Source organism: Bradyrhizobium sp. CCBAU 11434 (genome assembly GCF_028128895.1).
Classification (GTDB): Bacteria; Pseudomonadota; Alphaproteobacteria; order Rhizobiales; family Xanthobacteraceae; genus Bradyrhizobium; species Bradyrhizobium zhengyangense.
The window spans coordinates 1,853-23,369 of sequence record NZ_LBJX01000006.1; the positions used below are offsets into that span (position 1 = coordinate 1,853).

A 21,517-nucleotide genomic window follows, 5' to 3' on the forward strand; every position below is an offset into this window, starting at 1 on the left:
CAGCGCAGTCGAGATAGCTTCGGATGAAAAAGGACGCTGAAAAAACACCGGCAATTTAGAGAGATATCAAATCTTACCGCATCACTTCTGTCAACAACCCCAGCGATTCGCGCAATGACTGGCTGGACGGTTCCTTTGTGAGGCACTTCACAAAGCGTCAGCTTGCTTGAGCCAGCGATACAACACGATTGGCACGTCCGCCCTTCCGTTTGGAGATCTCTCTCCTTTAGGCACCAAGCCCTCCGCTCTTCAAGCGCGAGGCGACCAAGGCACTCAATCGGTAAGGCAGCCGCGCGCGCCCGGCGAGCCCATCACCAGTGTGGTCATAATCGATAGCTTGCTGCCCGCGCGGGATTGGATAGGCTGAAGCACGAATACAGAAGGTGAGGCTTCAGCATGGATAGAAATGACGCGGATTTGCCGCTGTCGGGGGTGACCGTTGTCTCCCTCGAACAGGCGATAGCAGCCCCTCTCGCCAGTCGGCATCTTGCGGACTGGGGAGCGCGCGTCATCAAGATCGAGCGACCGGGTGAGGGAGATTTCTGCCGGGACTACGACCATGTGATGAATGGCATATCGAGCCAGTTCGTCTGGACCAACAGGTCCAAGGAAAGTCTCGCAATCGACATCAAAAGCCCGCAAGGCAAAGAGGTTCTCGACGCCTTGCTTCCGAGAGCAGATGTCTTCGTTCAGAACCTCGCCCCAGGCGCTGCAAACCGACTGGGGTTGGACTCAGCAACGCTTTTGCGGAGGTTTCCCCGCCTTATCGCCTGCGACGTTTCAGGGTATGGGTCCGATGGTCCCTACAGCGACAAGAAGGCTTACGACCTCTTGGTTCAATGCGAGGCTGGTGTGCTCGCAGTAAATGGTACAGAAGCTGAGCCCGCGAAGGTCGGACTGTCCGTCGTGGACATCGCGACCGGCATGTACATTCTCAACGGGGTTCTGATGGCTCTGTACCGGCGGGAGAAGACCGGCAAGGGCACTGCTTTTCAGGCGTCTTTGTTCGATTCGATCGCGGATTGGATGAGCTATCCGGCCTATTATACGCACAGCACCGGAGCACCGCTTCCCAGGACGGGGGCAAAGCACGCGACTATCGCGCCGTATGGTCCGTTCCGGGTCGGGGATGGCAAGACGATCTTCTTCGGAATTCAGAACGACAGGGAATGGAAGGCTCTGTGCTCCCTAGTCTTAGGAGACCCGGGCTTGGCAGACCATCCGCTGTACTGCACCAATCCGCTCCGCATGCAGAATCGGGACGCGCTGCAGCGGCACATCGAGGAACGTTTTGCTTCCAAGACCAGCGAGGAGGTGCTGCGGTTGCTCGATGAGGCGTCGATCGCCAACGCAAGAATGAATTCCGTCGAATCCTTCCTTCAGCACGAACAGCTTCGGAATCGTGGCCGGGTTCGAACTGTGGAGACCGAGTGCGGTCCAGTGATGAGCTTCCTGCCAGCTCTCACCATTCCCGGCTTCTCACCTCGGATAGATCCCGTACCGGCGGTCGGACAGCACAATCGATCCATTCTCGCCGAACTTGGCCTTGGGGAGAAGACGTGACGAATCACGATCAGCGTCCAACCCGCGCGTATTTGGCCGTGCCTGCACATCGTTCCGAGATGGTCGTTAAAGCAGCCGATTCGGCGGCAGATGCGGTCTTCATGGATCTTGAGGACGCCGTCCCGCCGTCCGAAAAGAAAACAGCGTTGGACGAGGCCGTCCGTTCGTTGACCTCCCTAAATTGGGAAGAGAAACTCGTCGCGGTGCGCCTAAACCGGGTCGACAGCCCATTCATCGAGCGCGAAATCCGCGCATTGGCGGCGCTTCCCAGACTGGATTCGGTGATCGTGCCGAAGGCCGAGCGGGCGAGCGACATTTGCGGGATAGCGGATGGGTTGCGAGCCGCGGCCCCGGATCGCGCGAAGCCCATCGAGCTCGAATTACTGATCGAAACGGCGCTGGGACTTGTTAATGTCGACCTGCTCGCCGCTTCTCACTCAAGCGTGGGGGCCCTTCATCTCGGCGTTGGGGATTTCGCGGCCTCGATTGGAGCGCGATCCTCGGGGATCGGGGCTTCGCCAGAGGGCTATCGCCACGTGGGCTCCGCTCAGAGCGGCTATCCAAACGTGCCGTTAGATCTCTTTGCCTACCCCATGATGCGCGTTCTGGTAGCGGCACGGGCGTTCGGGCTCCGTGCCGTCGACGGTCCGTGCGGCGCTTTTCGCGATGCCAAGATGACCGCAAGCAGCGCACTGAAGGCGGCGGCGATGGGCTTCGACGGCAAGCAGGTGATCCATCCGAGCCAGATCGAACCGACGCTAAACGCCTTCCGGCCATCCGATGACGAACTAACGTGCGCCCGGAGGATCGTCGAGGCGATGGCCCAAGCCGAGGCGCGCGGAACGGGGGCTGTTACCTTGGACGAAAAGATGATCGATTACGCCAATGTCCGAATGGCGCAGAGGATCATCAAAATGGGGACCTAGGATGGATGCTTGTTTGGGAGGCGAAACGCTCCTGAAGCGGGATGCGCGTATTCGAGGTTATGCAGAAACGAGCCGCTAGCCGACGCTGTCATGCACCAGCACTACGCTCTATCGCAATTATCCAACGCGAAACGCGAAAAGCGAAATGATGCCGCTCGGACAACGGTCAAGCAGCGCCCTCCTCGGCGGGTTTGTCTACGAAGACGACACCGACACGATTGCCACTCGACCAGACCAGGCGGCAGTCTCTAACGCTGCGATCCTTTTCAAACATCAATTGGAAAATTGACCTCATATGCTGCTTTGTCGGGAGCTCAATTGCCGCACCTTTATCCGAGATGTTGAACACGCGGCAACGTAGGCTGGCGCCGTCACCCGAGATGTAAGCGATCTCGTCGACGTTTGTACGCTCTACTTCGCGACGCTCCTCCATGAGGTCACCTCCTCATCCGCGCACCGGCAGATCATCGCTCGCGATTTGCTCTAACAGCCGAAAGTGTCGTGCGATCCGCACGGCGAGATCCGAGCGCTCTTTTGCGAGGGCGTTGCGTTGTTCGAGCACGTCGTGTCCGTCACGCTCAAGGACATCGATCAGCGCGCCTTGGTCATCGATATACCGTCTTCTAGCTTTGATTTCCCGCGCAAGTTGCGCTACTTCGGCTTCGAATTTTGGGGTCATGGCAATCCTCGCACCCGGCGGCTTTGCCGGGGAAAGCCGCAAGCTTGCCGGAAGTTAGCTGCGAAATGGTTACGATGGTCCGCCGGAGGATTAACCGCTCGAAACCCGAACAATGGGTGTTCGCGACATCAGGCTGCGAAATGTCAGTCCCGGGAAGATTCGGATATTGGACGTTATGGAAGAATTTCTAAATTACCTATGCCTTGTTATGGAAGAAGTCGACCGATGGTCGCTTCGATGAGTTCTAGTAGAACATCGCCGCCGGCGGCCCGGCGCCGCCAAACGGCCGGTCGTCCCGGACGTCGATCCAGCACCGTGCCGTATCGGTCTTGCCCTTGGCCAGCACTTCGGCCAAGACAATATGCCAATCGTGTGTCATATGGTCTCTATCCTGCTCCTTACCTCGTTAGAGCTACCTCTCTGAAGGCACCAACCAGCGGCTTCTCCAGCTTGCCGTCCATGCCGCTGACAATACCATAGGCGTCCTCACGTGACATGGTGGAACGGTATGGTCGATGTTCGATCAGCGCAGCAAAGATATCGCAAATCGTCAGCAACCGAACGATATCGGAGATGCTGTGTGCGGACAGCCCGTCGGGATACCCGCTGCCGTCGAGATATTCATGATGGTGACGGACTGCATCGAGTACTTCTGGCGAGATACCTGCGTTGTCTTTGAGGGCTTCGTAACCAGCCACCGGGTGAGTCTCAATCAGGTCGCGTTCGCCCCCGTCGAGGCGACCCGGTTTGTCGAGAATTGAAAGCGGAATAGCGGCCTTGCCGATGTCGTGAAACATAGCGGCTGTGTATAACCTTTCCATGTCAATCTGTTTCAAACCCAGGCTCAAGCCGAAATCGACGGCAACGCCTGTTACCAGGAGACAATGCTGATAAGTCCCCTCATGATGACGCCGAACGGATTCGAGCCAATTCGACAGGCCATGCTCGGCAATACTGTCTGCGATCTTTTTGCCCGCATCTCTTGCTTCGTCGACATCGACCGCCCCACCTCTCAACACCGCCTGGAACATCGATGCTATGCTCGAGGCTCCCGCCGCGGTCACGACCCGCACGCCCATCCTAGTTGCACCGATCTCGATAGGCGATGACCTCGACTGGTCCAATTCAGCCATCAGCTGCGCAGGCGTGAGCGTGCTGGGAAGAACCTGAGTCGCTCCAAGCGCGTAGGCCTGCGCTATCGAGAGCCTTCTGGTTTGCTCGACCAAAAACACGCGCCGACGAACCTGGTTTAGCCTTGCTGCCCGTTCCTTGAGAGCGGAAATGCTTTCCAGGTTGCGCATATCCGCGTCGATGACTATGGCATCGACTGCCGCAATTTGTAGAGCCCCCCCGCCTAATAGTTCGGAGCTAAGAGTGTATTCCGAAGTAAGACTCGCGCGCAATCTTGAGAGCTTGCCAAGGGTGTCGCCAATGAGGTGGACTCGCATGATCAGCTTCCGGTTAGTCCTCAAATAGCGGTCGATGGCTGGATACTTCGGATGGGTTGGAAGCCCGTTGTGCGCTCGACGCACCTGACTAAGAGAAGAGCGAGATTCACGGAATCGACAGCAGGCGTGAGATCACTCCTAGCGCTGAAGCGGAATTTTCAAGTAAATAGTTGCGTTAAAAATTTTACCAAGCTGGAGAGCGTCGAGCAACCGTCCCGCACACCCTAGGTTGTTACGTCCGCAGCTTACGATCCCCAAAGATGATCGAAGTCGAGTAGATCGCGGTGGCGTAGGTGAAGCCCTGCAGCGTCACCAGCCCCAAGCCGCCAGCGGGGCGCTCTCCCGCGCAGTCTATCGCTACGTCGGCAGCTCGCCGCCGATGCCTGTTTTCATGCATCCGCACCAAGCCAGCACCGAAGTCACGTCGGACTATCCGGCAGCCCGCAGCACACGGGACAAGATGCCTTTTAAGGTTGGATGAGGGAGCAGCAAAGGTCCCCCACCAAGGCTCGCGCGGTTGCGCTGGCAAACAATCCGAGTGCACGGGTGAGGCAGCGAATCAATCTCCGGCTGTACAGACATGAACCATCCGCGCCCGTATTTGTGTGCAACTCATACGGCGCACGTTCTCGTGATGCAATCGCACAACTTTCTCTTAAATAATTTGTGTGAAACTGCGTTCATCGGATTTTAATCGTTGAAAGGGACTGCCGGAGCACCAATTTCCGGCAAAGGTCATTTCGAACTCAGCAGTTCGGAGCTGCGCTCGTAGCGGTCCTGCGCCTAGCGCTCGCAAGGTTCTATTTCAATCCTTGTGCGCGTTGCGAGGCTCAAGTGTTCACGGAAGCGGCGCGCAAGGAGGCGCCGCACTCATTCAAGAATGGATAATTGGCTGAGAATTGCAAATGCTCGGAAGCAATCGAAAATCGGAACGTATCCGGTTTGACCATAAGCATACCGTCAGGATCATGGGCGTGGACGGGACATGGCAGCGAAGCTGCGTCCTTCTCGACGCTTCAACGACGGGCGCCCAGCTTGAGGTCGATGGGTCAGTCGAGCCGCTGAAGGCACAGGAATTCTTTCTGGTGTTATCGTCTACAGGACTGGCATTTCGACGGTGCGAACTGATTTGGGTTGACGGGAGCCGTGTTGGTGTTCGGTTTGTCGGCGCCAAGACAAACAGAAGTGGTCAACGGGTGGTCATTGGTTCGTAATAGGACGTGGGGTATGCAAAATGACATGCGAAGATTTATATCCGCGATGTTGGATTGCATGACGCACTGCGCAACAGAGGCAACAATCGACCGCGAGTGGAGGACAGTTAACGTTGCGGATATGCGAGATGCTTATGATTTGTTGATCCGCAAGTTGGCTCGGATCGGGCCCGACCCGCTAACAGGACAACAGGGCGCGCTGCTCGCGATGGCCTTCGACGATGATATCAGCGAGCTACAACATCTTCTTGCCGATTGTGGATCTGAAAGAGATATCACTGACAAACTGCAAGACATCTTAAAAACAATCAGCTATTTGCGCTGGTGACATCGAAACTCGCGTCATCTGCTCGCAGGTGAGTGCGCGCTATGGGATCCCTTACAGCCGAAAACCCTAAGTAGATTGTGTCACTGGTCTTGCGAATAGTCCGATGACGCCCGCAGACGTGCGAGCTTTTCTGCGTCAATTGCGGCTCTTATCTCTCGCGCCGCTTTCAAGGCCCGCCGCATGAAGGGGTCTTCCGTATCCTTCGTGAAGGTAATGAGGCGGCACACGCTGATGGCAGTTGATCTGATGGCCGTCACGCACCCTCAGTGATCGTCGTTGAACAGCTTAGTGCAGAACGGGCATCTGACTTTGACTTTGTCGTCCATCAACGACGACCTCTACCGATTTGACAAGCGATGATTGTCATCCAGGACAAGGATCGGCCCCACCGTCGTGTAAAGATTTGCTTTGAATATGATAACGGCGACGAATTCTGCCGTTATCGGGACTGAGTGGCGTCGAGGCTTCTGGAGCGGCCCGCCGCCGAGCGCGGCGGATCGTGGGGACGGCGGCGGAGCAGGATCAGCGCGTGCTCGCCGCCTGATGGCACGGCAACGTCCCAGGGAAAATCAATAGTTCTACCGACTTCATTACGAGAGGAAAAATGTCCTAGCATCCGTCGGCTATGGGATGCACAAGCGCCCAAGTCTAGGGAAGAACGGTCAAAGTCCAACCAGCCCCGGACCGGGCCTATCGTTTTCAGCGTTCCAGCAACGGAGCAGCGCTCGCCTAGCAATTTACGAATTACCTGCACCGCGCTCAGGCCCTGTACAACGCCATAATCTCAGCTCAATCGGCTAAGACGCTCCCAGCTAGCGATACCGGGAGAACCACCGTGATCCGTACCATGGCGCTGGGCGTACTCTTCTTGGCCGGGGCAGGTGCGATCGGACCGTTAGCGCGGGACACTGCGCCGAAGCCTAGTAAACAGCTGGGATTTCCGGTCGCGGTTGGTACCAGAGCCGATCGTCTGCCGATCACCATCAGACAGATCAGCGATATGGATGTTCTGAATGCGGACCAGTTGCATCCTCTTTTCCCGCAGCATCAGCGGACCGTTCAGGCCAACGCAGACAGGCCGAGCGAAGAGCCTAGAATCGTGTCCCGGCACTGGCACGATCCCACCGATCTCAAGCTGAAGAAAGTGAATCACTCTACTGCTAACCCTGGCACTTCGCAGTTGAGCAAGCGAGCCGCTGATGCAAACGCGCGCCAGATCGTAGAAGCGAAAGACTGCCGTTCAGACGGACTGTACCCTTTACTTAGAAAGATGAACCTGTCTCCGCCATGTACTTGAGCGCGCCACCTGCACCAGACACATGGATGACCCGCACCAAGTGAACGCGATTATTACGACAGCGATTTGTGATGCGATGAAGGACAGCCCTGAAAAGCAATTCGGGATCGAGCAGGCGAAAGTTCTTGCAAAGCTCATCGTGTAAGCTTTGAACAATGCCGGGCTGTAGATCACTGCAACCGACAGTAAAGATAATTCTCAGAGCAAAACTTCTTAGCGCGATCCGCAAGTCCGCTTCAGTCATTAATGGCTGACGCATCAGTGGCTGGGGGCGGTCGTCCCTCGAAGATAAACACAGACACGCACGATCGCGCTCTATGGCATCAATGCAGCCGTTCCTTTAGCTTCCTGATCAGCTCCCGCAGATCGTCGGCGTATGCCGCGATGTTCCGCAGCGCCTCGTCCATCAGTCACTCGCGCGGCTTGGGCACGGGCTTGGGTTTCGGCGCGGGGGCGTTTGTCGGACGGGGGTCATCATCGAATGATCACGATGGGGGCCGCCGGTGTCCGTTGACGTCGATCAAATGAAGACTGATCTGGAACGACTGTTCCTATGGCCGCTTGTTTCTGAGGAATTTCGCGCGGGCATCACGCTCGCCCAGGAGCGCGATTGGATCGAGCTGCACGAGTCGAGGAAGCTTCTGCGGCTGACGCAGACAAACTCTCTCGCTTGACCCTGAGAGCTGCAGCTCTCGCCCGCTTTGCCCCGAGAAGCGGATCAAAAGCAGACGTGCTCAGGCGCGACGGGCCAAGAACCGAAGTCGCTGCCCTATTCGATCACTTCGTCCGCGAGCGCCGCCAGTGTCGATGGAATTTCGAGCCCTATCGACTTCGCAGTCTTTAGATTGATGACGAACTGGTAGCGTGTTGGCTGTTCTACTGGGAGATCGGCTGGCGTCGTACCCTTGAAAATGCGATCGACCATCGCTGCAGCGCGTTCGAAGGATTCGCTTGAATCGGCTCCATAGGACATCAAGCCGCCGTCACGAACGATCGAGTCTGCTTCGTAGATCGCCGGCAGCCGGTGTGTGGCAGCATAGTCGATCACTCGCTTGCGGTTGAGTAGGGTCAGTGAGTCCGAAACCATCAAAATGGCGTCGGGCGGATCGCGCGTCATCGCCTCGAAAGCTTCATTGAAGTCATCAGGTTCCCGAACGCCAAGCGGCTGAACCGTAATTCCAACGCCCTGCGCAGCCTTTGCTGATGTCTCGTAACGCATCGACATGCCGAGATCATCCTTATTCCAAATCATCGCGACGCGGTGAAGTCTGGGCAACAAGGCCGTCAGCAAAGAAAGGCGTTTGGTGGAAAGTGTCGATGCGTCATCCGCTATGCCGGTCACGTTTCCGCCCGGATGCGCGAGACTTTCGACCAACCCGGTCTTGACCGGATCGCCAGAGCCGGACGCGAGCACTGTCGGAACGCCCGATACTTTGGCCGCGGATGCTGCCGGATAGCTGATAGTGACAACAACGTCCACGCCCGCCGCCTTCAGCTCCTGCATTAGCTTCGGCACCAACTCAAGCTTGCCCGAGGCGCCACGCGCCTCGTGGACCAAATTGTGTCCAACCACATAGCCACGTTTCGCCAGTTCGTTGAAGAAGACCTTACCACGGTCCGCCGCAGGAGAGATTGGGGGGCCGGCAGTGAGCGTCCCAACGCGATAAACCCTCGCGGTCTGAGCACGCGCAGCAAGGGGGCAAGCTGCTGCCACGCAGCTTACAAGAGCAAGAAACTCCCGTCGTCGCATGTCCGCCTCCAAGGTAGGAACGGTCAGTGTATCCGTCTAAACTTAGCAGGTGCGGTAGCTATCGAGCGAAATATGTTTGGTCGCTGCCGACTTCCGAGTTGGGTCACAAGGCGGTTTGCAGGCCGGCTTGGAGAAGGCCGGTTAGAGTCCCAGACCGGACTCTTCGGTCACGGCTGATATTGCCGGCTGTTCCTGACTCGCAATGTTGGCCGACTATACCCACATCCCGGCCATGCGCAGCACGTTCGAGCTATGCCTGCCGACCGTGGCGAAGATGGTGCCGACCGGCCCGGACTATCTCCACGAGATCAAATCGGACGGCTATCGGCTGCTGTGCATCCGCGACCATGGCCGCGTACGCCTGATCACGCGCGGCGGCAACGACTGGACCAAGCGGTTCCCGTGGATCGTGGAAGCGGCCCTGAAGAACCGAACCAAGAAATTCGCGATCGACGGCGAGGCCGTCGTGCTCGGCGCCGATCGCGTGTCCGACTTCAATGCCTTGCACAGTTGGAAGCACGATCAGGAGGTCCAGCTCTACGCCTTCAATGTCCTCGCCGTGGACGGAGACCACCTGCGCGGCCTGCCGCTCCACCTGCGGAAGACCAACCTGCAGCGGCTGCTTGCCCGGCCGCCGGACGGCATATTCGTCGCGCCGTTCGAGGCCGGCGAGTTCGGGCCGGAGTTGTTTCGCAAAGCCTGCGAGTTCGGGATTGAGGGTATCGTCAGCAAGCGGCGCGACCGGCCCTATCAGGCAGGACGATCGAGGCACTGGATGAAGGTGAAGAACCGGACGCACCCGGCGATGACGCGGGTGATGGAGGCGTTTGCGTGATCCTTGACCTATTGACAGTCTTCTTTATCGTCGCTGGTCTCGGTCTGCTCTGGCTGAACTTCCAAGAGCGGCACCGAAGCAAAGTTATCGTCAGTGGAAACGAGCACATTGATGGCCCCGATCCGGGTGGACGTTGACGGACCCAGCGTCCAGACGCAGCGACGGTGACTATCGTCGAATGAGCGCATCGTGGCCCACGACGTGGAACGAATTCTTGTCGATATCGATGCCGATCACGGCGATCGCGGTATTGAGTGTCTGAGACATGACGTGCTCCTTGTCTTTGGCGCCCCTTGCCAGCTTCGCTTGCTGGCGGGGTAGGAGCACGGGCGGACCATCCCAGCGGACTTCACGTAACATTCGCGTTGATTTACGCGGCGCGTTCCTTGTCTGAGTGCTCCTCCACGGCGGTCGCGGTTTCTTCCGATCCCTTTTTGTAATTGCCCGCGAACCTCTTAATACTATCGGCCTACATCCTCAGCATTGAGACCTGAAAGTGCATAATTGGTTTCAAGGCATTCATGCCGATTGCCGTCGCTGCCGCGATGCCTCTTTGTGGGTCCCGCGCAGAACGGCTAGAATTTGCGGATTTGTCTGACATGCTGTTCGCTCCTGATGCTTGGATCACAGAGCCCCAGCCAGGACATGCCCCGAGGCTGGGAATACGAGGCCCCCCGGCACCGGGTACGGTCGACAGATGCCCCTCCTCCCGAAGACACGGCGCCGATCTGACCACCCGTGAGGCTTCAGGCGGTGGATTTTTGTGTTTCGCTCGCCACGAAGCCAATTCCCCGAGCGGCGAAGCAGCTTTGAAACAATGCGCGCGTACCCTGATTGCCAATCAATAATGGGGATGGCGATCATGTTGAGCATGCTTTTGGACGCGATCTACGGCGAGGTCATTTCAGCCTCGGTTACCGGCATGAAGGCCCAGGGAGCGGCCAGCAGCCCACCTTCGAGCACCGCGGTCACGAGCGCTGCTTGGTTGCCGGAATTGATCGAGGCGCTGGATAACGTCGCTGCGCTTCCTGCGCCAGATCAATCCGAAATCGATGCTTGCAAGGCGCGGTTGCGGCTTCCTAGCGCACCAGTCCAAACTACGCTGCACTGAACGGGCAAACGCATGCGAGAGTGAACCAGCGCGGTTCTTGTCCGGAAATCGCGCGCTGGGCCTAACCATTCCCCGTTAGGTTTGGCTAAGCTGAAGTAAAAGCGATTCTCGGGACAGCTTATATTTGTTTGTGCAAGCCCCAGAACGCGATCAGCAGAAAGGCGACGGCCGCCATTCCGAGCAATAAGAGAACGGTTTCCAGCATGACGAATCAAGCTCCGTTCTCGTAGAGGGTACGCCGACGAAAACTCGCCTAATTGAGCTACGACGCGCAGTAGCTTGCCCGCCTTCCGGGCCACCACCGATTGACAATTTGCCTCTCGCCGACAGCGCGTTTCGACTGCGACATGGCCCGCCCTCGACGCAAAGACCGCACCGAACCTGACGGCCGCCAGCTCAAGATCACGCTGGGCGATCTGCGGTCGACGGGCGTGCGCGATCTGATCGTGTTTTGCCAGGACTATCGCTGCAGCCATATCATCAAGCTGCCAGCCGCGTACGTCGATCAATGGCCGGACGGGATCAGGATTTCTCAGCTTGAGCCACAGTTCGTCTGCATAAGTTGCGGCATGCGCGGGTCCAACATTGTCGCCGGCAGCAACAGCACCGAGAAGGCAATACTGCCGAGACCCGTCAATTAAGAATGCGGAATCGCTCGACTGCCTAGATCGGACCAAGCGCTGTCAACGAGCGGCAGCAAAAGAAAACCCGCCGGCCTCGACAGCTAGCGGGTTCTCCCCATGCCCATGCGTACCGCGGTCCTTGTCACCCAACCCGCGATAAATCGATTATGAAGCGAGGCGATTGACGTCAGGTTACCGCTCATTTCGCTACGCTCGCCACCAGGCTTTAGGTTCCAAGTACTTAACAAGCATCAAGAATTTTTTGCTTGCTTTACTGGCGGGTGTGGCTGGCCAGCTACAGCAACGTGCCCAAATCGGACCTACTATAAGTTGGCAGCGGGGCGTTAGACGCGGATTCCTTGACTCGTAATTGCTGCGGAGGCTCGAATGAAAAAATTTATCGTGGCTGCGGCCGGAACATTAGCACTCGGGATAGCGGCACCTGCCAGCGCGGCCGACCTCGCGGCTCGGCCCTACACCAAGGCGCCGCCGATGGTTGCCGCGATGTACGATTGGAGCGGCTTCTATATGGGCATCAACGGCGGGGGCGGCTCAAGCCATACCTGCTGGGACTTCGTCACGCCTGTGACCGGTACGCTGGTCGGTGAAGGCTGCCACAACGCAACCGGCGGCACGGCGGGTGGCCAGATCGGCTATCGCTGGCAATCGGCGCAGTGGGTGTTCGGCCTCGAAGGTCAGGGCAACTGGGCCGACTTCCGCGGAGACAATATCAGCACCGCATTTCCAGGCTCGGCACTTGTAACTGGTGATCGCAACCGCACCCGCATCGATGCCTTTGGTCTGATCACGGGCCAGGTCGGCTACGCTTGGAACAACGTGTTGCTTTACGTGAAGGGTGGCGGCGCGGTAGTCAGCACCAAGTTCGACATCTACGCCGCTGCGGGCACACCTGGTGCAGGCACCCTGCTGGCTTCTGCCGCTCGTGAGAATCGTTGGGGTGGCACCGTCGGCGCTGGACTGGAGTACAGCTTCGCGCCGAACTGGTCGGTCGGCGTCGAGTATGACCACATCTTCCTCGGTGATCTGACCCGAACTCTCACGACGCCGACGACTATAGCGGTGGCATTCCAGACCGACCGCATCCGCCAAGACGTTGACATGGGCCTCGTGCGCCTGAACTATAGGTTCGGCGGCCCGTTGCTCGCAAAGTACTGAGCAATTCCTATTGAGATAAACGAGGCCGGCTTCTTGAGCCGGCCTTTTCTTTTTGGGCGATTTTATATGACGAAAACATACCGACCAATTATCCCTCCAAAATTGGCTAACGAGCTAAACAAGGCGCTCGCCTCAGCTGACCCCAACGCAATTTGCAGAGCGATTGGAACGGCTCTTGTGGACTTCAACATCGCCGAAATGGCGAGGGAGACCGGGCTAGAGCGGCAGAGCATCTATCGTGCATTCAAAGGCCGTACAACGCTTCCGAATTTTACAACTCTTCTCGCTGTGCTCACGGCGATGGGCTTGCAGCTCAAGGTGACGCCCAAGCGGCAGCGGCACCGGAGAATTGCCGACGCTTAGAGAGACCTCGACTCGAGCGAAGCGAGAGAGAAACCGGCGTCCCTTCACGCTCAAGGCCAGCGGTGCCGAGTTCGGCGCCGGCATCGAATACGCGATCGAAATGGGCTGGGTGGAACTGCACGAGAGCGGGACCAATGTCCGGCTGTTGTCGCCTTGCGACAATCTCATGTCGCGCTGACCACCCGTAAATTTCACAGGAACGAAGGCTGCCCCCGAGGCTTCTGATTCTCGCTGGCCCATCGCCAGGCCAGCGGAGCGGCCCCCGGCTCATACCCGCCACACCCTGAGTGCGGATTCCGATCGATGTCGCCCAGGATTCCGAGATGATCTCGCCCACTATTCCGATTTGAAGTCGCCCACCCATTCCGAGACGATGTCGCCCACCGTTCCGGGATGATGTCGCCCGGGTATCGCAAGGGCGAACCCGGGGTGACGAGGCCTCTTCTGGCTCCCATAGGGTCACCCCTTTCGGCTTTGCGAAGGGGGACCCTGGCTGCCGACGGAGAGGCTTGCGATGCGCCGTGTGCGCGATGTGATCAGAATGAAGGCGGCCGGGTTACGGAAGCGCCACGGCATAAGGTCACCGATTCTGCTGTGGGGATAGCCGTCGATGATCGCCTCGAGTGTTTCCGCGATGTAGGCGGCCGGATTGACGTCGTTGAGCTTGCAGGTGGCGACGATCGACGCGAGCAAGGCCCAGTTTTCTGCCCCGATTTCATGACCGGCGAAGAGAGCGTTTTTCCTCGTCAAACAGACTGGCCGGATGGCGTTCTCGACCGGCTTGGTGTCGAGCTCGAGACGTCCGTCTTCGAGGAAGCGGGTCAGCCCTTGCCAATGATTGAGTGCATAACCTCGGCAGCCATAGGAGCAAAGCAGTGCGACAGCTCATCCGTTCGGTCGGCGCCAAGCTCTTCTTCCTGCTAAAATACTCACCCGACCTGAACCCGATCGAACAAGTCTTTGCCAAGCTCAAGCACCTGCTTCGCAAAGCGGCCGCGCGACCGTCGACGCTGTCTACGCCGCAGTCGGACACGCACTCGATGCCTTCACCCCAGAGGAATGTGCCAACTACCTCAAAAATTCAGGCTATCGAACTTAATGCCATCACGCTTTAGGCCCGCCAACCGGCGGGCCTTTTGCTATCGGGTCTAGATTTCGCGGCGCGAGGCAGGCCCGCCCGCGTGAACCAGCAGTCTCAAGGGATGAGCGGCGCCTTCGCGCGAGCTACTGCCGGTTGTGCCCGTGGAGGACCTCCCGGGAATCAGTGAATTGCGCGTATGTTCAGGCTTCCAGGAAGCTCGGGGCGTGCCATTGTCGATACAAAACAAGATTGCGAGCGCGATTGCTCTATTCGGCTTAGTGCCTGCACTTCTCGGCGCTTGGTTGACGTGGGGCCGTGGAGCACCCTGGTTATCGTCGGCGGCGCATCGTTCGCGTTCGGCTTGGCGGCGATTGATTAACGGATCCCTAATTGCTTCCGACGATTCGAGCGGGACTTTCTCCAACAAGTTTCAGCAATTACTCATCTGTTGCCCGTAGTTTTACTGGCATGGAAAAACGCCACGTACGCCGGCGGCGCGTCTTCAAAGCCGCGATGATCGAATTCCCGGGGGGCGCCTTCAGCTGCGTCGTTCGTGACCTCTCGGACTGTGGGGCCAATCTGGATGTCCCAAGTCAAATTGGTATTCCGCACGAGTTCATGCTGAGTATCCCGACGGCACAATTGCACCGGCTCTGTCGAGCGGTGTGGCGTTCGGACAAGCGGATCGGGATCGCCTTTGATTCCGCCGAATCCTCGTGTTTTCAGTTGTCGGCCTGACCACGTGTACTCCACATCCTTTCCCGGCACCTCGAGCCCGAGGAGCTGGAGGCAAAGGCCGCATCGATGCTCTGCTGACAGTCCCTGATAACGAAGAGGTAGTGGAGGCGACGCGGGACATCGCCCAACCAGTCATCCTACAGGACCGGTATGACAGCGAGATCGACTACACGATCGCCGCGTTTTGGGATGCAGGCTTCAGGGTCATGCTCGGTGACGACATGAACGGCTTCGTCGCCGAAACAAGAAATGGCCCGCGCTGGCGGCGATGGAGCACTATCCTGAGAGCGAGTTTGCGAAGAAGTATCGGGCCTGACGGCACAAAGGACCCGCTTTGGCGCGTTGTGCCTATCGGTCGATCATGCTTAAGCGATTAGAGTTCTGCCTGCCCCACGGCCGCCAAGGCCGTACCTGATGGCCCCGACTGGATCCACGAAATCACGGTTATCGCATGCGCGCCGAGCGCAGCGGCCGCGACGTGCGCCTGATCAGCAAGGGCGGCCACAACTGGATCAGCCGTTTCCCCCTGGACTACTGAGGCCGCACTGAAGAACCGAGAGCAGCAATTCATCATCGACGGCGAGGCCGTGGTGCTCGGCGTCGACGGTGTGTCCGATTTCAACGCTCTGCATTCGACGCCGGCACGACGAGGAGGCGCAGCTCTACGCCTTCGACATCATCGCGCTCGGCGACAAGGATCTGCGCCAGCTACCGTTGAAGATGCGCGGTCTGCCTCCCAGTGAGGGCCGTCTTGTGGGCTAAGCGGATTGTCGTAACAGCACTTATGGACAGCCATAAGTTCAGTACTCAGATTGAGCGGCTCGAGGTCGTTGAGACCGGCCGTCGCCGCCATTGGACCGACGACGAGTAGCTGAAGATCGTGCTTGAGAGCCTCCACGCGGCGCGGGCGATTTCGTCGACGGCGCGGCGGCATGGGATATCGCGGCCGTTATGCTGACGTGGCCGCGGCTGTTCGGTGCAGGTAGTGGTGGGGCTGCCGAAGCTTTGCCTTTCCCAGCAGCCGGCGTCGACGCTTCGAGGCAATGAACGTCTTTCCGCACGGCGTTCTTCCAACCGCCGATGTCGTCCGCCGATTCAATCCTGCGTTCGGACAAGGTATGACCGTGGCCGCTCAGGAAGTGGCGGTTCTTGAATGGCTGCTCCGCGAAAGAGTGGGCCAGCCTGGTCCTCTCGACCGCCTGGCACAGGCATTTTTCGTAGCCATCCAGAGTGTCCTGTCGTACCATGGTCGGTGGCCGAAAGTGACTTCATGTACGAAGAAGCTCGCGGCACGCGACCTGCAGACTTCGTGTAACGCATGAAATTCAGTGGCGCACTACAACGCATCGCTACCGAATCCTTCGCTGCCTTCAGGCTGGATGGAAGACTTCCTGTCGTTCATACTCGGCACACAACAAAAAGGGCCGCCCGAAGGCGGTCTCCATTGAGATTGGATGCGCTGATCAGGCTGTTGTGAGCGCCGCGTTCTTCTGCCGATAGGTCATGAAGCTGACGCCGCAGAGCTTAAGTGTCGAGCAGGCCATCGCACCATGAACCATGCCTGCCGGCTGACCTCAGAGCGGCCTACCCGCGAGTCTTCATGATGATGGGCTGAGCTAGGTTCGTGTCGCCCCGCTGGCAATGTTATACCGTCGCGTTGTGACCTGTTGCGGCGCCGCCGCCGAACAATCAGCAATCCCATCGGCGGGCGGTCGCCTGGGAGCGTTTGCCATTCCTGGTCAGAGATGATCATGTCGACAAGTTATTTTCTTATTTTTGATTGAGGGATTTGCATGACCAATGTGACGCCTGATGTCGTGATTGTGGGCGGCGGAATTGCGGGGGGCACCATGGCGACGGTGCTCGCGAAAAACGGGCTAGAGGTCTCCATATTGGAGCGGGAGACAACCTACCCCGACCGGGTGCGCGGAGAATGGATTGCTCCCTGGGGCGTTGCCGAATTCGCAAGGCTTGGGCTTTTTGATCTCCTGCGCGCCAACGGAGCAATTCCGGTAGAGCGCAACGTGCCCTACGATGAGAACTGGCCCGGAGGTGCCGCCGAGCAACGTGCCTTGGATTTCTCGAGGCTACCGCCCGATCTTCCAAGGCCTCTCTGCATCGGTCATCCGACCATGTGCATCGCTTTCGCAGCGGCTGCGAGGGCGGCGGGCGCGAAGGTCGTGAGTGGCGTTAAGGATGTCGAGGTAACAGCTGGCGCCCGGCCAACCGTCTCATTCTCGTCGAATGGCACGGCGGTACAGCTGAGCCCTCGCCTCGTCATAGGCGCGGACGGGCGTAACTCCAGCCTGCGAAAGCGACTCGGCTTTTCCGTTCTGGCGAACGAGCCGCATAACCTTTTAGGCGGGATGCTAGTCGCAAACGTTCCCGATTGGCCGCGTCAGGTCCAGGCGATCGGGACTGAAGACAGGCTGCACTACTTCGTCTTTCCGCAAGGCAAAGACATGGTTCGCCTCTACGCTTGCTATGATTTTGCCGATCGACATAGGTTTGCGGGGCCGGACAGGGAGGCTCGGCTGTTGCAGGCGTTCCGGCTGAAGTGTTTGCCCTATGCAGACGCGATACTGGGCGGCAGGCCCGTCAGTCCGTTCCATTCCTATTCAAACGAGGATCACTGGATCGACGATCCGACACTGCCCGGCGTCGTACTCATCGGGGATGCCGCCGGCCACAACGATCCGATCACAGGACAGGGCCTGTCAATCGCCGCCAGGGATGTCCGTATCGTGTCCGATATTCTGCTTTCGGAAAAGGATTGGGACCGCGCTGGCTTTGAGCCTTACGTCGATGAACGGCGGGAAAGAATGCGCCGTCTGCGCATTACGGCCGGCCTGGCAACGAAGATACGGGTCGAATTCGGCGAGGAGGCGAGGCTGCGTCGGGCCAGGGTCGGCGACAGGATGCTCGAACGCCAGCTTTCGCCGTTGCCTGCCGCAGTGATCGGCCCCGAGCGATTGTCTACAGAAGCCTATACGCCGGAGACGATCGAGAGGCTGATTGCTCCGTAAAGCATTAGCCGATTCATCGCGACGGATTTCCAACTATGGTGAGCGATCATGACCGAGCCCACGCTGCAAACTCTTGACGTTAACGGTCTGCGTATGCAGGTGGCCCTGCAGGGGAGCGGCCCCCTTGTCCTACTGTGCCATGGTTTCCCTGAGCTGTGGATCTCCTAGCGGTCGCAGCTCGCCGCGCTGGCGAAAGCTGGCTATCGCGCCATAGCGCCTGACATGCGTGTTTATGGCGGCACCACCGCGCCGGAAGATCCCACCGCCTACACGCTGCTCCATGTGGTGGGAGACATGGTGGAGCTCGTCAAACACCTTGGCGAAAACCAGGCCGTGATCGTCGGTCACGACTGGGGCGCACCCGCTGCTTGGAACGCGGCGATGCTGCGGCCTGATGTTTTCCGGGCCGTGGTTGGGATGAGCGTGCCGTTCTCGCCCCCTGGGCCTGTAAACCTTCTGGATGGTCTGAAGAAAGCAGGCATTGAGACGTTCTATATGCAATATTTCCAGACCCCCGGCGTGGCAGAGAAGGAGCTGGAGCGCGATGTCGCGACTTCGATCAGACGCATTAATTTCAACGGTTCGGGAGACGGTCCGGATCGTATCGCATTCGGGGTGCTGCAACCCGGCAGGAGCTTCCTCGATGACCTCAGCGAACCGGAGTTCCTACCGTCGTGGCTAACGCCTGAAGACATTGCCTACTATGTGGCGGAATTTTCCCGTACGGGCTTTCGCGGCGGCCTGAACTGGTACCGCAATATCACCCGTTCATGGGAATTGCTCGCGCCGTGGCGCGGCGTTGTCATTCAACAGCCGTCGATGTTCATTGCGGGGTCGCGCGACGACGTGCTTAAATTTCCCAACTCGCGGGCGCAGATTGCCAATTTTAAAAACACGCTGCCCGGGTTGCGGGGTTGTCATATTCTTGAAGGCGCTGGGCACTGGGTTCAGCGGGAACGTGCGTCGGTTGTCAACGACTTGTTGATCACGCTCCTCAAGAGCCTCTAGCGCGACGTCAGAAACAACAGACTTTTTTGGCGCTGCACATGGGGCCGGTTCCGGACCATTGTATCGCGCGGCGATGTAGCCCCAAGCCGAGATCCGGAGCGTGTTGGAATCGATCGGCGATACCTGTCCGGAATGCTGATGAGCTTGAGGTGACGCCCCCCTCGCCGGCCAGCATCGCACGTGATGCGCTCGCCGCGTGAACAGAGCCCGCGCCGCCATGTACCTCGCACCCGCACGGCTGCATTCAGAGCCGGTCATCACTGCTCCTCCTTCTGGCCCACAGACTGCCCACTTCCACCGCCCGCGCCCGCGCGGCTTCCGTCCGCAACGTCTCAAGTTGCAGCTGCATGTCATTCATGGTGGCCCCCTGAGCGATCACCGAATAACCGAAGGCAAATCTGCCGACCCCAACAAATGTTGGAATTGGGTTCTTACACCCTTCATCGGCGTCGATGGTCCGGCGAACGACACCGGGGTCTCGCGCTTCAGCGTCGCGGATTTGGGGCGCCTCGTGACTTTCGCGTTTATCAATACCCACGTCTGCCAATTGGCAGCCGGTCCTGATCCTTGACCCGCTGCATCTCGCCCGCCTGTCGGGCCCATCATTTCGCCTCGCTCCTCCGCTGCATCGTATTCAGCAAGCCGCCGCTTCGCCTGAGCCTCGATATCAAGGCGTCGACTGCGCGCGGAAGGCGGCCGCATACATTTGGCCAGTTCCGGATTTAACCTCCAGCGCGGACATCAAGCTTAACTCCAGTACATGCTTGCTGCATTCGCCGAGCACGATACGGTTTTGATCACCGGACATTGCCCCGTCCGGACTTACCCAAAGGCGAGCCGTCGCACCATGATATTCGGCGCGGCGGCTCGCTCCCGCCGAGGCTGACGTGCGCAAGCTTGCGTTACTTATTTTCGGCATCTGCGTTTGGGCCGCCCTACTCGCGGCGGTCGTAACGACCGTCGCGCGCCTCGGTACCGAAGCGAGAGAGCGGCGTGCGCAGAACATTGCGGAGCATCTCTCCAAGAGCAAACGCTAGAGCTGCGGCGCGCCCATACGTGCCGGCAGCGGAGCGGTCAGCCGCCGCTTGCTACGAATTCGGAGAAGTGAGACGCTCACAATCGGGCTTGCAAGCTATTGGGCGGGGCCACCGACTGAGGGGACGGCGGCCCCTCGCCGCGATGCCTGTCGTTAGTTGCTGGCTCGCGTTGCGACGGCATATCCGTATTTAATGGCGCTTGCGAACAACTGCTTTAGGCCGGGATCTTGCAGGATGGCATCGCCGGGGCTGAAGTCATGCGCCGGTCGCCAATCGAGACCTTTGGTCGGTTCGGGCAAGACGGTAGCATTGAAAGCGTATGCCGTGCGGCCGGATCGCTCGCCAAACGCTCCTTGTTCGATGAACTTTTGAAGTCGGTTCATATTTCACGGGCCTGCTGGAGTGAATGTCCGCTGGACGAAAACTCCGCCTTTCGGATCATTTGCGCAAATGTACGAATAGCGCTGTCCCCCGCCGGGCGTGTCGGTATCGATATCGACAATGATGGGTGTCGACTGACCGCGCCAGTTTGCCAGCTGCTCGGCCGGCATCGGCCGCGTAACGGATTTTATGACCTTGAGGCCCGCGACCTTAGGGAGAGCCACCGTAGCGCTCCCAGTGCAACGCGCCTTCTGATCGCCTGCCGCGACAGCGGGCACCGGCACAACAGAAACCTGAAGAGCGAGCAAGAATGCCGTGGCAACGGCGCATGTGGTTCGCATACGTCAACTCCCTCGAAGACGGAATTCAACCGCGTCGCGCGGCAAAAGGCAATTGCTCTCCCTGGAGAGAAGGGATGGACTTTTGCGCAAATCAATCCGCAGCGTGTCCTTGGGTCGTGCGAACCGGGAAGGCGCCCATAACCAACGAAGCTGGCCGACGGCTATCTCTTTGGGAGCTTGTCAACGAGCTCTCGAACGGCGAGCTTTAGTTCGAGGTCCCTCATCTGTTCAAGCAGTTGACCGACAATGTCCGAGCAATCGGTGTCGGATACGCCGTGAAACCCACGTTTACAGAGTTCGTGTTTCAATATCTCCGACAAAACGGTCTTCATCGCCATTACGCAAATACCACTTTCTGAAATCGCGGACTGAAACAGCCGTAGGTTGTCCCCGCGAAAAGGCCATGTCAATGGTCGCCAGCTTTGGAAGCAAAACGCGTCGATAGCGTCGGGGGCGATCATTAGCGTCACCGCGCCTTTGCTCGCCGACGCTCCCGACGAAGGTCCAGATCGGGGCCTAGCGCCTTAGCGCGGGTTGGGTCGTGCTGGATCGACCGTTCCGGCGTCCCGGTCTTCGCGGCAGTGAAGGCGTG

Annotated in this window: 24 protein-coding genes and 2 pseudogenes; 18 read left to right on the forward strand and 8 right to left on the reverse strand. The window is 58.7% G+C overall.

Features of this window, described 5'->3' with window-relative positions:
• Positions 1–396: 396 nt before the first annotated feature.
• Positions 397–1,563 (forward strand): CaiB/BaiF CoA transferase family protein, encoded by a 1,167-nt coding sequence (locus XI06_RS07245; RefSeq protein ID WP_237874260.1) that lies wholly within the window; start codon positions 397–399, stop codon positions 1,561–1,563.
• Positions 1,560–2,489 (forward strand): HpcH/HpaI aldolase/citrate lyase family protein, encoded by a 930-nt coding sequence (locus tag XI06_RS07250; protein WP_237874259.1) that lies wholly within the window; start codon positions 1,560–1,562, stop codon positions 2,487–2,489. The genes XI06_RS07245 and XI06_RS07250 overlap by 4 nt, the downstream gene beginning before the upstream one ends.
• 166 nt (positions 2,490–2,655) lie before the next feature.
• On the opposite strand, the gene XI06_RS07255 is transcribed toward XI06_RS07250, so the two are convergent.
• The 4 genes from XI06_RS07255 to XI06_RS07270 form a co-directional block, all read right to left on the reverse strand.
• Positions 2,656–2,922 carry a PilZ domain-containing protein gene (locus tag XI06_RS07255; protein ID WP_237874258.1) on the reverse strand — a complete coding sequence of 89 codons (267 nt, stop codon included), beginning with the start codon at positions 2,920–2,922 and terminating at the stop codon, positions 2,656–2,658.
• A gap of 12 nt (positions 2,923–2,934) precedes the next feature.
• Complete coding sequence (locus tag XI06_RS07260) at positions 2,935–3,168, reverse strand: hypothetical protein (protein ID WP_237874257.1); 234 nt, start codon at positions 3,166–3,168, stop codon at positions 2,935–2,937.
• A gap of 244 nt (positions 3,169–3,412) precedes the next feature.
• Entirely contained in the window at positions 3,413–3,547 is a 135-nt protein-coding gene (locus XI06_RS07265; RefSeq protein ID WP_271604952.1) for a hypothetical protein, read from the reverse strand.
• A 19-nt stretch (positions 3,548–3,566) separates the two neighbouring features.
• Positions 3,567–4,616, reverse strand: a complete 1,050-nt coding sequence (locus XI06_RS07270) for an HD-GYP domain-containing protein (RefSeq protein WP_237874256.1) — start codon at positions 4,614–4,616, stop codon at positions 3,567–3,569.
• A 905-nt stretch (positions 4,617–5,521) separates the two neighbouring features.
• Here XI06_RS07270 and XI06_RS07275 point away from each other — a divergent pair.
• The 5 genes from XI06_RS07275 (at position 5,522) to XI06_RS07295 (ending at position 8,129) form a co-directional block, all read left to right on the forward strand.
• Positions 5,522–5,830 (forward strand): PilZ domain-containing protein, encoded by a 309-nt coding sequence (locus XI06_RS07275; RefSeq protein WP_237874254.1) that lies wholly within the window; start codon positions 5,522–5,524, stop codon positions 5,828–5,830.
• A 13-nt stretch (positions 5,831–5,843) separates the two neighbouring features.
• Positions 5,844–6,158: a hypothetical protein gene (locus tag XI06_RS07280; protein ID WP_237874253.1), complete on the forward strand. Its 315-nt coding sequence runs from the start codon at positions 5,844–5,846 to the stop codon at positions 6,156–6,158.
• Positions 6,159–6,993: 835 nt separating this feature from the next.
• A complete protein-coding gene (locus XI06_RS07285) occupies positions 6,994–7,455 on the forward strand; it encodes a hypothetical protein (protein ID WP_237874252.1) in 462 nt (153 codons plus the stop codon).
• A gap of 22 nt (positions 7,456–7,477) precedes the next feature.
• Positions 7,478–7,600: a hypothetical protein gene (locus tag XI06_RS07290; RefSeq protein WP_271604948.1), complete on the forward strand. Its 123-nt coding sequence runs from the start codon at positions 7,478–7,480 to the stop codon at positions 7,598–7,600.
• A 358-nt stretch (positions 7,601–7,958) separates the two neighbouring features.
• A complete protein-coding gene (locus tag XI06_RS07295; protein ID WP_237874251.1) occupies positions 7,959–8,129 on the forward strand; it encodes a hypothetical protein in 171 nt (56 codons plus the stop codon).
• Positions 8,130–8,224: 95 nt separating this feature from the next.
• Here XI06_RS07295 and XI06_RS07300 read toward each other — a convergent pair whose 3' ends face one another.
• Positions 8,225–9,205 (reverse strand): ABC transporter substrate-binding protein, encoded by a 981-nt coding sequence (locus XI06_RS07300; protein WP_237874250.1) that lies wholly within the window; start codon positions 9,203–9,205, stop codon positions 8,225–8,227.
• 202 nt (positions 9,206–9,407) lie between these two features.
• On the opposite strand from XI06_RS07300, the gene XI06_RS07305 reads away from it, so the two are divergent.
• The 6 genes from XI06_RS07305 to XI06_RS07325 all read left to right on the forward strand — a co-directional run bounded on the left by XI06_RS07305 (position 9,408) and on the right by XI06_RS07325 (position 13,491).
• Positions 9,408–10,040 (forward strand): ATP-dependent DNA ligase, encoded by a 633-nt coding sequence (locus XI06_RS07305; protein ID WP_237874249.1) that lies wholly within the window; start codon positions 9,408–9,410, stop codon positions 10,038–10,040.
• An 862-nt stretch (positions 10,041–10,902) separates the two neighbouring features.
• Positions 10,903–11,151, forward strand: a complete 249-nt coding sequence (locus XI06_RS07310) for a hypothetical protein (protein WP_237874247.1) — start codon at positions 10,903–10,905, stop codon at positions 11,149–11,151.
• A gap of 347 nt (positions 11,152–11,498) precedes the next feature.
• Positions 11,499–11,792 (forward strand): hypothetical protein, encoded by a 294-nt coding sequence (locus XI06_RS07315; protein WP_237874246.1) that lies wholly within the window; start codon positions 11,499–11,501, stop codon positions 11,790–11,792.
• Between the two features lie 369 nt (positions 11,793–12,161).
• Positions 12,162–12,950, forward strand: coding sequence for an outer membrane protein (locus XI06_RS07320; RefSeq protein ID WP_237892138.1), 789 nt, complete (start codon positions 12,162–12,164; stop codon positions 12,948–12,950).
• Positions 12,951–13,016: 66 nt separating this feature from the next.
• Positions 13,017–13,313 carry an addiction module antidote protein gene (locus XI06_RS43445; RefSeq protein ID WP_333909310.1) on the forward strand — a complete coding sequence of 99 codons (297 nt, stop codon included), beginning with the start codon at positions 13,017–13,019 and terminating at the stop codon, positions 13,311–13,313.
• Complete coding sequence (locus XI06_RS07325; protein WP_237874244.1) at positions 13,300–13,491, forward strand: hypothetical protein; 192 nt, start codon at positions 13,300–13,302, stop codon at positions 13,489–13,491. The genes XI06_RS43445 and XI06_RS07325 overlap by 14 nt, the downstream gene beginning before the upstream one ends.
• A gap of 380 nt (positions 13,492–13,871) precedes the next feature.
• Here XI06_RS07325 and XI06_RS07330 read toward each other — a convergent pair.
• A pseudogene (locus tag XI06_RS07330) lies at positions 13,872–14,162 on the reverse strand (IS66 family transposase); the annotation flags it as partial.
• On the opposite strand from XI06_RS07330, the pseudogene XI06_RS07335 reads away from it, so the two are divergent.
• The 5 genes and pseudogenes from XI06_RS07335 to XI06_RS07355 form a co-directional block, all read left to right on the forward strand.
• Positions 14,162–14,412, forward strand: a pseudogene (locus XI06_RS07335) (transposase); the annotation flags it as partial. The pseudogenes XI06_RS07330 and XI06_RS07335 overlap by 1 nt on opposite strands.
• A 372-nt stretch (positions 14,413–14,784) precedes the next feature.
• Positions 14,785–15,132, forward strand: a complete 348-nt coding sequence (locus XI06_RS07340) for a PilZ domain-containing protein (protein WP_333909311.1) — start codon at positions 14,785–14,787, stop codon at positions 15,130–15,132.
• A gap of 606 nt (positions 15,133–15,738) precedes the next feature.
• Positions 15,739–15,894, forward strand: coding sequence for a hypothetical protein (locus tag XI06_RS43450; protein WP_333909312.1), 156 nt, complete (start codon positions 15,739–15,741; stop codon positions 15,892–15,894).
• Positions 15,895–16,925: 1,031 nt separating this feature from the next.
• Positions 16,926–18,158, forward strand: coding sequence for an FAD-dependent oxidoreductase (locus tag XI06_RS07350; RefSeq protein WP_237891955.1), 1,233 nt, complete (start codon positions 16,926–16,928; stop codon positions 18,156–18,158).
• A 186-nt stretch (positions 18,159–18,344) separates the two neighbouring features.
• Positions 18,345–19,166 (forward strand): alpha/beta fold hydrolase, encoded by an 822-nt coding sequence (locus XI06_RS07355; RefSeq protein ID WP_333909314.1) that lies wholly within the window; start codon positions 18,345–18,347, stop codon positions 19,164–19,166.
• 244 nt (positions 19,167–19,410) lie between these two features.
• On the opposite strand, the gene XI06_RS07360 is transcribed toward XI06_RS07355, so the two are convergent.
• Positions 19,411–19,713, reverse strand: coding sequence for a hypothetical protein (locus tag XI06_RS07360; RefSeq protein ID WP_237891956.1), 303 nt, complete (start codon positions 19,711–19,713; stop codon positions 19,411–19,413).
• A 642-nt stretch (positions 19,714–20,355) separates the two neighbouring features.
• Entirely contained in the window at positions 20,356–20,586 is a 231-nt protein-coding gene (locus tag XI06_RS07365; RefSeq protein WP_237891958.1) for a hypothetical protein, read from the reverse strand.
• Between the last annotated feature and the right edge of the window lie 931 nt (positions 20,587–21,517).

Bases quoted from the DNA above. Each gene is read 5' to 3' on its own strand.
- XI06_RS07245 (WP_237874260.1), top strand. From the start codon at position 397: ATGGATAGAAATGACGCGGATTTGCCGCTGTCGGGGGTGACCGTTGTC.
- XI06_RS07255 (WP_237874258.1), bottom strand. From the start codon at position 2,922: ATGGAGGAGCGTCGCGAAGTAGAGCGTACAAACGTCGACGAGATCGCT.
- XI06_RS07260 (WP_237874257.1), bottom strand. From the start codon at position 3,168: ATGACCCCAAAATTCGAAGCCGAAGTAGCGCAACTTGCGCGGGAAATC.
- XI06_RS07265 (WP_271604952.1), bottom strand. From the start codon at position 3,547: ATGACACACGATTGGCATATTGTCTTGGCCGAAGTGCTGGCCAAGGGC.
- XI06_RS07270 (WP_237874256.1), bottom strand. From the start codon at position 4,616: ATGCGAGTCCACCTCATTGGCGACACCCTTGGCAAGCTCTCAAGATTG.
- XI06_RS07275 (WP_237874254.1), top strand. From the start codon at position 5,522: ATGCTCGGAAGCAATCGAAAATCGGAACGTATCCGGTTTGACCATAAG.
- XI06_RS07280 (WP_237874253.1), top strand. From the start codon at position 5,844: ATGCAAAATGACATGCGAAGATTTATATCCGCGATGTTGGATTGCATG.
- XI06_RS07290 (WP_271604948.1), top strand. From the start codon at position 7,478: ATGGATGACCCGCACCAAGTGAACGCGATTATTACGACAGCGATTTGT.
- XI06_RS07300 (WP_237874250.1), bottom strand. From the start codon at position 9,205: ATGCGACGACGGGAGTTTCTTGCTCTTGTAAGCTGCGTGGCAGCAGCT.
- XI06_RS07305 (WP_237874249.1), top strand. From the start codon at position 9,408: ATGTTGGCCGACTATACCCACATCCCGGCCATGCGCAGCACGTTCGAG.
- XI06_RS07310 (WP_237874247.1), top strand. From the start codon at position 10,903: ATGTTGAGCATGCTTTTGGACGCGATCTACGGCGAGGTCATTTCAGCC.
- XI06_RS07315 (WP_237874246.1), top strand. From the start codon at position 11,499: ATGGCCCGCCCTCGACGCAAAGACCGCACCGAACCTGACGGCCGCCAG.
- XI06_RS07320 (WP_237892138.1), top strand. From the start codon at position 12,162: ATGAAAAAATTTATCGTGGCTGCGGCCGGAACATTAGCACTCGGGATA.
- XI06_RS43445 (WP_333909310.1), top strand. From the start codon at position 13,017: ATGACGAAAACATACCGACCAATTATCCCTCCAAAATTGGCTAACGAG.
- XI06_RS07350 (WP_237891955.1), top strand. From the start codon at position 16,926: ATGACCAATGTGACGCCTGATGTCGTGATTGTGGGCGGCGGAATTGCG.
- XI06_RS07365 (WP_237891958.1), bottom strand. From the start codon at position 20,586: ATGAACCGACTTCAAAAGTTCATCGAACAAGGAGCGTTTGGCGAGCGA.